Origin of the sequence: Pseudomonas fluorescens (assembly GCF_902497995.1) — a bacterium.
In the GTDB taxonomy this organism is placed as follows: domain Bacteria; phylum Pseudomonadota; class Gammaproteobacteria; order Pseudomonadales; family Pseudomonadaceae; genus Aquipseudomonas; species Aquipseudomonas fluorescens_BK.
Genome location: NZ_CABVII010000044.1, coordinates 21,437 through 31,400, shown reverse-complemented (window position 1 = coordinate 31,400; position 9,964 = coordinate 21,437). Strand labels below are relative to the sequence as shown.

Annotated in this window: 8 protein-coding genes; all 8 read right to left on the bottom strand. The window is 60.8% G+C overall.

The features are described from left to right. Window positions 1-226: 226 nt before the first annotated feature. The 8 genes from hutG to F8N80_RS30225 all read right to left on the bottom strand — a co-directional run bounded on the left by hutG (window position 227) and on the right by F8N80_RS30225 (window position 9,946). On the bottom strand, window positions 227-1,027 hold the full coding sequence (hutG, locus tag F8N80_RS30260) for an N-formylglutamate deformylase (protein WP_150785297.1): 801 nt from the start codon (window positions 1,025-1,027) through the stop codon (window positions 227-229). Beyond that, on the bottom strand, window positions 1,020-2,243 hold the full coding sequence (hutI, locus tag F8N80_RS30255; RefSeq protein ID WP_150785296.1) for an imidazolonepropionase: 1,224 nt from the start codon (window positions 2,241-2,243) through the stop codon (window positions 1,020-1,022). The genes hutG and hutI overlap by 8 nt, the downstream gene beginning before the upstream one ends. A gap of 100 nt (window positions 2,244-2,343) precedes the next feature. Continuing rightward, complete coding sequence (gene hutH / locus F8N80_RS30250; RefSeq protein ID WP_150744914.1) at window positions 2,344-3,876, bottom strand: histidine ammonia-lyase; 1,533 nt, start codon at window positions 3,874-3,876, stop codon at window positions 2,344-2,346. A gap of 116 nt (window positions 3,877-3,992) precedes the next feature. Next, entirely contained in the window at window positions 3,993-5,516 is a 1,524-nt protein-coding gene (gene hutH / locus F8N80_RS30245; RefSeq protein ID WP_150785295.1) for a histidine ammonia-lyase, read from the bottom strand. Window positions 5,517-5,687: 171 nt separating this feature from the next. Next, the gene (locus F8N80_RS30240; protein ID WP_150744912.1) at window positions 5,688-6,518 is read right to left on the bottom strand and encodes a quaternary amine ABC transporter ATP-binding protein; all 831 of its coding nucleotides are present in this window, start codon (window positions 6,516-6,518) and stop codon (window positions 5,688-5,690) included. Continuing rightward, complete coding sequence (locus tag F8N80_RS30235; protein ID WP_128872228.1) at window positions 6,515-7,366, bottom strand: ABC transporter permease; 852 nt, start codon at window positions 7,364-7,366, stop codon at window positions 6,515-6,517. The genes F8N80_RS30240 and F8N80_RS30235 overlap by 4 nt, the downstream gene beginning before the upstream one ends. 70 nt (window positions 7,367-7,436) lie before the next feature. Next, the gene (locus tag F8N80_RS30230; RefSeq protein ID WP_150785294.1) at window positions 7,437-8,405 is read right to left on the bottom strand and encodes an ABC transporter substrate-binding protein; all 969 of its coding nucleotides are present in this window, start codon (window positions 8,403-8,405) and stop codon (window positions 7,437-7,439) included. Window positions 8,406-8,473: 68 nt separating this feature from the next. Further along, entirely contained in the window at window positions 8,474-9,946 is a 1,473-nt protein-coding gene (locus F8N80_RS30225) for a purine-cytosine permease family protein (protein WP_150744910.1), read from the bottom strand. Window positions 9,947-9,964 lie beyond the last annotated feature (18 nt).

Genomic DNA, 9,964 nt, shown 5'->3' with positions numbered 1-9,964 from the left:
AGCTCTTCCAATTTTGGCCAGAAGCCGATGACGGCTTCCTCGAATAGGCCTAATACATAGATGCAACGGGGCGGCAGTTTTTTTGAAAGCGGGTAGACAGTGGGGGCGAGTCCATACATAGGAGCTGGCTTGCTGGAGAAGGCGGCGTGTCAGGCGATATCAATGTCGCAAGTGATGGCCTCTTCGCTGGCAAGCCAGCTCCTACAGGGGGTCGCGCCGAACCGTGTTATCCGTAGTGCTTTTCACCCCAGGCCAACAACCCTTGCAACAATTCCTTGAGCACTACCTGCGTCGGCTCTGCCAAGTCCGGGCGATAACGGAATGGCTCGAACTCTTCCATGTACGTGCACTGGCCCAACTCCAGTTGCACCGCATGAATGTTCTCGGCCGGATTGCCGTAGTGGCGAGTTATATGGCCGCCCTTGAAGCGGCCGTTCAGCACATGGCTGTAATCGGCGTGACGCGCGCAGATCGCTTCCAGCGCAGTGGCCAGCTGAGGATCGCAACTGGCGCCATTGAAGGTGCCAAGGTTGAAGTCCGGCAGTTTGCCGTCGAACAGATGCGGGATGATCGAGCGGATCGAGTGCGCATCGAACAGCAGCGCGTAGCCGAATTCGGCTTTCAATCGCGCCAACTCGTTCTGCAAGGTGCTGTGATACGGCGTCCAGATCTGCTCAAGATAAGTCGCGCGTTCCGCCGTCGATGGCGCCATGCCCTCCCGGAACAAAGGAATGCCATCGAACAGCGTCGCCGGATACAGACCGGTGGTAGCCCCTGCATACAAAGGCTTGTCATCGGATGGCCGGTTCAGGTCAATGACAAATCGCGAGTACTCGGCAGCCAAGGTGCTGGCCCCCAGCGCTGCAGCAAATTCGTAAAGCCTTGGAATGTGCCAATCGGTGTCCGGCAGGCTTTTCGCGTCGGCAATCAACCCGGCTTCGACCGCCGGGGTCAGGCGCAGACCGGCGTGGGGCATGCTGATCAGCAGCGGCACGCGGCCTTGTTTGAAGTTCAGAACTTTATCCACGACTGCTCTCCTGAATGCTTGTTTCGACGCCGTGACGCACGACGCGTTTTTCCAGGTCGCCGCCCAGCCAGTACGCCAGGTCGGCGGGACGATCGATTTGCCAGGCAACGAAGTCCGCGACCTTGCCGGCTTCCAGCGAACCGTGAGTTTCAGCCATGCCCAACGCGGTGGCGGCATGAATCGTAGCACCCGCCAGGGCTTCTTCCGGGGTCATGCGAAAACAGGTGCACGCCATGTTCAGCATCAAGCGCAACGACAGCGCCGGCGAAGTGCCAGGGTTGAGGTCGCTGGCGATGGCGATCTTCACGCCGTGCTTGCGCAGGGCGTCCATCGGCGGCAATTGGGTTTCCCGCAGGAAGTAGAACGCCCCTGGCAACAGTACCGCGACGGTGCCGGACTCGGCCATGGCGATGGCGTCGTCTTCGGTCATGAATTCCAGGTGATCGGCCGACAGTGCATGGTAACGCGCTGCCAGACTCGAACCGTGCAGGGACGACAGTTGCTCGGCATGCAGCTTCACCGGCAAACCGAGTGCCTGTGCGGTGATGAACACACGCTCGACCTGCGCCGGCGAGAACGCCAGGTATTCGCAGAACGCATCCACGGCATCCACCAGCCCTTCGGCGGCCAGGGCCGGGAGCATTTCAGCGCAGATGTGATCGATGTAGTCGTCGGCGCGATCCGCGTACTCCGGCGGCAAGGCGTGGGCGGCCAGGCAGGTGCTGCGCACGCTGACCGGCAGTTCGGCACCGAGACGGCGGATCACCCGCAGAATCTTGCGCTCGCTGGCCAGGTCCAGACCGTAGCCGGATTTCATCTCGACGGTGGTCACGCCGTCGCGGATCAGGCTCTTGAGACGTTTGGCGGCGCTGGCGAACAGTTCGTCCTCGGTCGCCACGCGGGTGGCGCGCACGGTGCTGGCGATGCCGCCGCCGGCCGCTGCGATTTCGGAGTAGCTGACGCCTTGCAGTCGCTGCTCGAATTCACCGCTGCGGTTTCCGCCGAACACCGTGTGCGTGTGGCAGTCGATCAAGCCCGGCGTCATCCAGGCCCCGTTCAAATCGTTGACGGCCGGGTATTCACCGGACGGCAGCTCAGCGCGTGGGCCGATCCACTCAATGTGCGCACCGGACGTCACGATGGCCGCGTCCTCGATGATCGAGTAGACGCCTTGCGCCATGGTTGCGACGTGGCAGTGTTGCCAGAGAGTCTTCATCCCCTAGTCTCCACAATGTTGAAAATCGATTCGCGAGCAAGCCCGCTCCCACATTGGAATGCATTCCCCCGTGGGAGCGGGCTTGCTCGCGAAGAGGCCATTACAGGCTAGGCAAAAATTTCGCCGTGACCAGTTCATTCAAGCAACGCGTAGCCAACAACTCAGTCGCCGCATTGATGTCCGGCGCAAAGAACCGGTCCTTCTCATAAAACGGCACCTCAGCCCGCAGAATCGCCCGAGCCTTTTCCAGTTTCGGCGAAGTCTTCAGACCTGCACGCAGATCCAGGCCCTGGCACGCAGCCAACCATTCCACGGCGAGCACCCCACGCGTGTTCTCCGCCATTTCCCACAGACGCTTGCCGGCCGCCGGGGCCATGGACACGTGGTCTTCCTGGTTAGCCGAAGTCGGCAGGCTGTCCACCGAATGCGGATGGGACAGCGCCTTGTTCTCGCTGGCCAGCGCCGCCGCCGTCACCTGGGCAATCATGAAACCGGAGTTCACGCCGCCGTTGGCCACCAGGAACGGCGGCAGTTGCGACATGTGCTTGTCCATCATCAGCGAGATACGGCGCTCGCTCAGGGAGCCGATTTCAGCGATGGCCAGGGCCATGTTGTCGGCGGCCATGGCCACCGGTTCGGCGTGGAAGTTACCGCCGGAGATCACGTCACCTTCAGCGGCGAACACCAACGGGTTGTCGGAGACCGCGTTCGCCTCGACGGCAAGCACTTCGGCGGCTTGACGGAACTGGGTCAGGCAGGCGCCCATGACTTGCGGCTGGCAACGCAGGGAATAGGGGTCCTGAACCTTGTCGCAGTTCTGGTGCGAATCGGAGACTTCACTGCGCTCGCCCAGCAAATCACGGTAAGCGGCAGCGGCGTCAATCTGGCCTTTCTGGCCACGTGCAGCGTGGATGCGCGCGTCGAACGGCGAACGCGAGCCCAATACCGCTTCAACGGTCAGGGCACCCAGCGCCACGGCGCCGGCGAACAAGTCTTCACCTTCGAACAGACCACGCAGCGCGTAAGCGGTGGACACCTGAGTACCGTTGAGCAGCGCCAGACCTTCTTTGGCAGCCAATGTCAGCGGCTTGAGACCGGCGACGTGCAGTGCTTCGGTCGCTTCCAGCCATTCACCCTTGTAGCGCGCCTTGCCTTCGCCCAGCAGCACCAGCGACATGTGGGCCAGCGGCGCCAGGTCGCCGGAGGCACCGACCGAACCTTTCAACGGAATGTGCGGATAAACCTCAGCGTTGATCAGCGCGATCAACGCGTCGATCACCACCCGGCGAATGCCGGAGAAACCACGGCTCAGGCTATTGACCTTGAGCACCATGACCAGGCGCACCAGGGCGTCGCTGATCGGCTCGCCAACACCGGCGGCATGGGACAGCACCAGCGAGCGCTGGAGGTTTTCCAGGTCTTCGCTGGCGATGCGGGTCGAGGCCAGCAGGCCGAAACCGGTGTTGATGCCGTAGGCAGTGCGGTTCTCGGCGAGGATCTGTTCCACGCAGGCGACACTGGCTTCGATCTGCGCCGAAGCGCTGTTGTCGAGGGTCAGTTTCACCGGCTGCTGATAGACATCACGCAGTTGGGCAAGGCTCAGTTGGCCGGGAATCAAATTAAGCGCAGTCATTTTTTGCTCCTTTTGAGAGTGTTATTAACTACCAGACGCTCCGGAAATATCCGTTGTCCGTCGCTTCCCGCCTTTTGAGGGGGCTGGCGCCTTGGCACGCTGGTTTGGTATGGAAATCAGTTCACATTCGGTAAGTCTTTTTGCAGCAAAACCGGGTCTTTCAAAACGCCGGCAGCGGCGGCGATATCAGGCGCCAGCCAGCGGTCCTGATCGTAGGCCGGAACCCGCTCGCGCAGCAGACGCCATGCGGCATCGGTGCCGGCGCCGAAGCGTTGTTCCTTGAGGAATTCAAACGCCTGAGCCGCCAGCAAGTACTCGATGGCGAGAATCTGCGTGCAGTTTTCCAGGGCGCGATGCAGCTTCAGCGCCGCGTTGGTGCCCATGCTCAGGTGGTCTTCCTGCAGGCCCGAGGTGACGTAGTTGTCCAGCACGGCCGGTTGCGCCAACTGGCGGTTTTCCGCGCACAGCGAGGCAGCGACGTACTGCACGATCATCATCCCGGAGTTCACCCCCGGGTTGGCCACCAGAAACGCTGGCAGACCGCTGACGTGCGGGTTGATCAAACGGTCCAGGCGCCGCTCGGCGATGGAGCCGATTTCTGCCATGGCGATGGCCAGCAGATCCGCAGCCATTGCCACGGACTGACCGTGCGGGTTGGCTTGGGACACGATGCGGAAATTGTCCGGCGTGCCCAGCAACATCGGGTTGTCAGTGACAGAGTTGAGTTCGGTTTCGATCTGTTGAATCCCGTGCGCCAGTTGATCCCGTGCAGCGCCGTGGACTTGCGGGATCGAACGGATGCTCAACGCATCTTGAGTACGAATGCCTTTGCTGCTGGCAATCACTTCACTGCCATCGAGCAAGGCTCGCAGATTGATCCCGACCTGCTGCATGCCCGGATGCGGTTTAAGCGCGATGATTTCGGCATCGAACGCCGCGATCTGGCCGCGCTGGGCCTCGAAGCTCATGGCGCCGATCACGTCAGCCCACTGCACCAGGCGCGTGGCGTCGGCAATCGCCAGACAGCTGAGACCGGTCATGCACGGCGTGCCGTTGACCAGGCACAAACCGTCTTTGGCACCGAGCTGAACCGGTTGCAGGCCTTCTTCGCTCAAGGCTTGCTGCGCGGATACGATCTGTCCGCGATAGCTCACATTGCCGACACCCAGTAGCGCAATACCGATGTGGGCCATGTGGGTCAGGTAACCGACCGAGCCCTGGGACGGCACTTGCGGGGTGATGCCGCGGTTAAGCAGCGCCAGCAGCGCCTCGACCACACGACGGTGAATACCGGATTTGCCATGGGAGTAATTGCGGATCGCGGCGCACATGATCGCGCGGGTCTGCTCGTCGGCCAACGGAGCGCCAACGCCACAGGCGTGACTGAGCAAGGTGTTGCGCGACAGCTGGCTGAGTTGTTCGTCCTTGAGCGAGACGTTGCACAGCGCGCCCAGGCCGGTATTGACGCCATAAGCGCGTTCGCCGCTGGCAACGATGCACTGGACGATCGCCTGCGCATTCTCGATCCGCGCCCATGTCTGGGCCGACAGCTCGAGCTGTGCGCCATGGCGGGCTACGGCGACTACATCCTGCCAACGCAACGGGGCGTCGGCGATAACGATTTTTTCAGTCTGGGACATCATTGACCTCAACAGTACATCCTGAATATTGATGCAGCTTCACCGACGCCTTCGCGAGCAAGCCCGCTCCCACACTGGATTTCTGCTGTATCCAAAACTGGTGTTCGACACCAATCTAATGTGGGAGCGGGCTTGCTCGCGAAGAGGCCAGCACAAACACCGCAAATCTCTTTAAACCACCGCCGCCCGCCGCTGTACGAACCGGTCGACATACTCATCCGCCGGCGAATGCAGGATCTCTCTCGGCGTCCCCACCTGAATCAGGCGGCCATCCTTGAGGATTGCAATGCGATTACCGATACGTACAGCCTCGTCGAGGTCGTGAGTAATGAAGACGATGGTCTTGTGCAACGTCTTTTGCAGTTCCAGCAACTGGTCCTGCATCTCGGCGCGGATCAGCGGGTCGAGGGCGCTGAACGCTTCGTCCATCAAGATGATGTCGGTGTCCGCCGCCAGTGCGCGGGCCAGGCCCACACGCTGGCGCATGCCGCCCGACAACTGGTGCGGGTATTTGTGTTCGTAGCCCTTGAGGCCCACGGTATTGATCCAGTGCAACGCGCGCTCGGAGCACATTTGCTTACTTTCGCCACGCACTTTCAGGCCGTAGGCGACGTTATCCAGCACGCTCTTGTGCGGCAGCAGACCGAAGCTCTGGAACACCATGCTGATCTTGTGTCGGCGAAATTCGCGCAGGGCTTCCATGTCGTATTGCAGGATGTCCACGCCGTCCACCAGGATCGCGCCGCTGGTCGGATCGATCAGGCGGTTGAAGTGGCGCACCAACGTGGATTTGCCCGAACCCGACAAGCCCATGATCACGAAGATCTCGCCAGTGCCGATACTCAGCGACAGGTCGTTGACGCCGACCACGCAGCCGGTTTCGGACAATACCTGGTCCTTGGTTTTGCCCTGGCCGACCATGGCCAGCGCTTCCTTGGAACGGTTGCCGAAAATCTTGAAGACGTTCTTGACTTCAATCTTGCTGATGGCTTCGTTGCTCATTTGCTCACCTCATGCCGTGGCCGACCATACGCCTGAGTAATGCGGTCGATGACCACTGCCAGAATCACGATCGCCAGACCGGCTTCGAGGCCACGTCCGACGTTGAGGGTCTGAATCCCCACCAACACGTCTTCGCCCAGGCCACGGGCCCCGATCATCGAGGCAATCACGACCATCGACAGGGCCATCATGGTGGTCTGGTTGATCCCGGCCATGATGCTCGGCAGGGCCAGCGGCAGTTGTACGCCGAACAGTTGCTGCCAGCGGTTGGCACCGAAGGCGTTGATCGCTTCCATCACTTCACCGTCGACCTGGCGAATGCCCAGATCGGTCAGGCGGATCAGCGGTGGCGCGGCGTAGATCACGGTGGCGAAAATGGCAGGCACCTTGCCCAGGCCGAACAGCATCAGCACCGGGATCAGGTACACAAAGCTCGGCATGGTCTGCATGATGTCCAGCAGCGGCATCAGCACCGAGCGCAGGCGATTGCTGCGCGCCGAGAGAATGCCCAGTGGAATGCCGATCAGCACCGAGATGACCGTCGCCACCATCATCAGCGCCAGGGTCTGCATCAGCTTGTCCCAGAGGCCGACGGCACCCACCAGGAACAGCAGGCCGACGATCACCGAAGTGGTCACGACTTTGCGGGTCGCGTGCCAGGCAACGCCCGCCACGATCGCCAGCATCAGCCACCAGGGCGCCGCACGCAGCAGGCCTTCAAGATTGACGATGGCCCACAACAGCGTGTCGGAGATGCTGCGAAACACATCGCCGTAGTTGGTGACCAGCGAATCGACCCAACTGTTGACCCAGTCGGCGATGGAAAAGGTAAAGTTTTCGGGAAACATAAGAGACTCTCAATCAAGGGGTTGCGATCAAGCACCCGACTGCCGCTGACGGCAGTCGGAAACGCTCGACCTACAAGGCCGCGTCGATTTTTTTGGCTGCATCTTCACTCACCCATGCATGCCAGACTTCAGGATGTTCCTTGAGGAAGATTTTCGCCAGTTTTGGTGACTCGATCCGCTCTTTGGCCATGCGCCCGAGGTTCTGGTTCAGCAGGTCGATCGGCAGGCTGACCTTCTCCAGCACGGCCACCAGTTCCGGGGCTTGCTCGTGGAAGGTCTTGGACAGGCCGACCTTGATAGTCACGCTCTTGTCCACGCCCGGTTTTTCTTCAAGCTTGACCAGATCGACCTGGCCCATCAGCGGGGTTGGCGACCAGTAGTAGAACAGGATCGGCTCGCCACGCTTGTAGCTCGACAGCACCGCGGCATCCAGTGCCGGACCGGTGCCCGGGCGGAAGTTGGTGTAGGTGCTTTCCAAGCCGTAGCTTTTGAGCATTTCGCTGTTGTCGAGTTCGCAGGTCCAGCCGGCCGGGCAGTTATAGAAACGGCCCTTGGATGGCTCTTCCTGGTCCTTGAACACGGTGGCGTATTTACCCAGGTCGGCGATGGCCTTGAGGTCCGGGGCTTTTGGTTCCAGCTTGCGCTTGGCGTCGCCTTCGATCACGTAACGCGGCACATACCAGCCTTCGATCGCGCCAACGACCGGAGCGCCGACACCGACCACCTTGCCGGCCTTCTCGGCCTTGTTCCAGACTTCGCTGCGGCCGACCCATTCTTCGGCGAACACTTGAATGTCGTTGCTGCTCAGGGCGTTTTCCATGGTGATGGAGTTGCCTGGCAAGCTGTCCGTCTTGCAGTCGTAGCCCTTCTCCAACACGATTTGCATCACGTCGGTCAGCAGCATGCCGCTTTCCCAGTTCAGGCCGGCGAATTTCACCGGTTTGCCCGACTCGCACCAGCCGGCTGCCTGAGTGGCGCCGGCACTGGCGAGCAGGCCCATGGAAAGCAATGTGGTCAGCAGGGTCTTGTTCGATTTCATTGTGTGACGCTCCTAATCATGAATTGGCTTACGGCAGTCAAGAGGCATCCAGCCCTGTCCACGTCCAATCAGGCCTGCGCCGCAGCGCGACTGGCCCCGCTTGTTTTGGGTTGTACAACGCTGTCCTGCTCGACCGGCAGGATCAGTTGATCGGGTACTGCGCTGTGCCATTTTTTCGCGCACACGTAATACAGGGCTGCGGGAAGCACCAGACCGATGATCCAGGAAATATCCACACCACCCAGAGCGTCCACCAGCGGACCGGTATAGAACTTGGTAGAGATGAACGGCAGTTGCACCAGCACACCGAAGACATAGACGCTGATACCGAGGGGGTTCCAACGGCCGTAGCGACCGTTCGGATCGGCCAGCGCGGGCACGTCATAGCGCTCGCGCGTGATGCAGTAGTAGTCCACCAGGTTGATCGCGCTCCATGGCGTAAAGAAAGCCAGCAAGAACAGGATGAAGGACTTGAATGCACCGAGGAACGAGTGCTGACCGAGCAACGCGATCAGGGTCGCAGTGCCGACGATGACCAGCACGAAGACCAGACGCTGCAAGCGCGTAACTTTCAGGTCACCACGGAAACCGCTGATGACGGTCGCAATGCACATGAAGCTGCCGTAGGAGTTCAGGGTAGAGATGGTGACCTTGCCGAACGCGATGCTGAAGTACAGCAGCGCAGCGGTGGCACCGGTACCACCCAGACCCACGATGTAGGCCACTTCGTGGCCGGCGAACTGCCCGTTGGCCGAGGCGGCGGCAAGCACGCCAAGGATCATCGCCACCTGTGCGCCAATGACCGAACCTGCACCTGCGGCGAAAAAGGTCTTCACCGAGGAAGTCTTGCTCGGCAGGTAGCGTGAATAGTCAGCCACGTAAGGGCCGAAGGCGATCTGCCAGGACGCCGCGAGCGACACCGCGAGCAGAAAGCTGGTCCAGCTGAAGTGGCGAATTTGCAGGAGTGCGCCAATGTCAGTCTGGCTCATCAGGCGACTGAACAGGTAAACAAAAGCAATCACACCAATGACGCTGGCGACACGGCCGATCCAATGGATCACCCGATAACCGAGCACCGTGACCAGCACGATGACACTGGCGAAGATCAGGATACCGACGCTGTCGCTGACGCCAAACAACTGGCCCAGCGCCTGGCCGGAAAGCACGGTGCCCGTTGCGGTGAAACCGAGGTACATCAGACAGACCAGCACGATCGGGATGGCCGCGCCATACACGCCGAACTGTACCCGGCTGGAGATCATCTGCGGCAGCCCAAGTTTGGGCCCTTGCGCCGCATGCAGCGCCATTACGCCACCGCCGAGCAGTTGACCGATCAACAGACCGATCAACGACCAGAACACGTCACCGCCCAGCACCACGGCCAGGGCCCCGGTGACAATCGCGGTGATTTGCAGGTTGGCCCCCATCCACAGGGTGAACTGACTCAACAGACGACCGTGTCTCTCCGCTTCCGGGATGTAGTCGATCGAACGCTTCTCGATCAACGGTTTACTGCCTGCACGATCGCTGTTAACAGCCATGATTCAACCTCTGTGGAT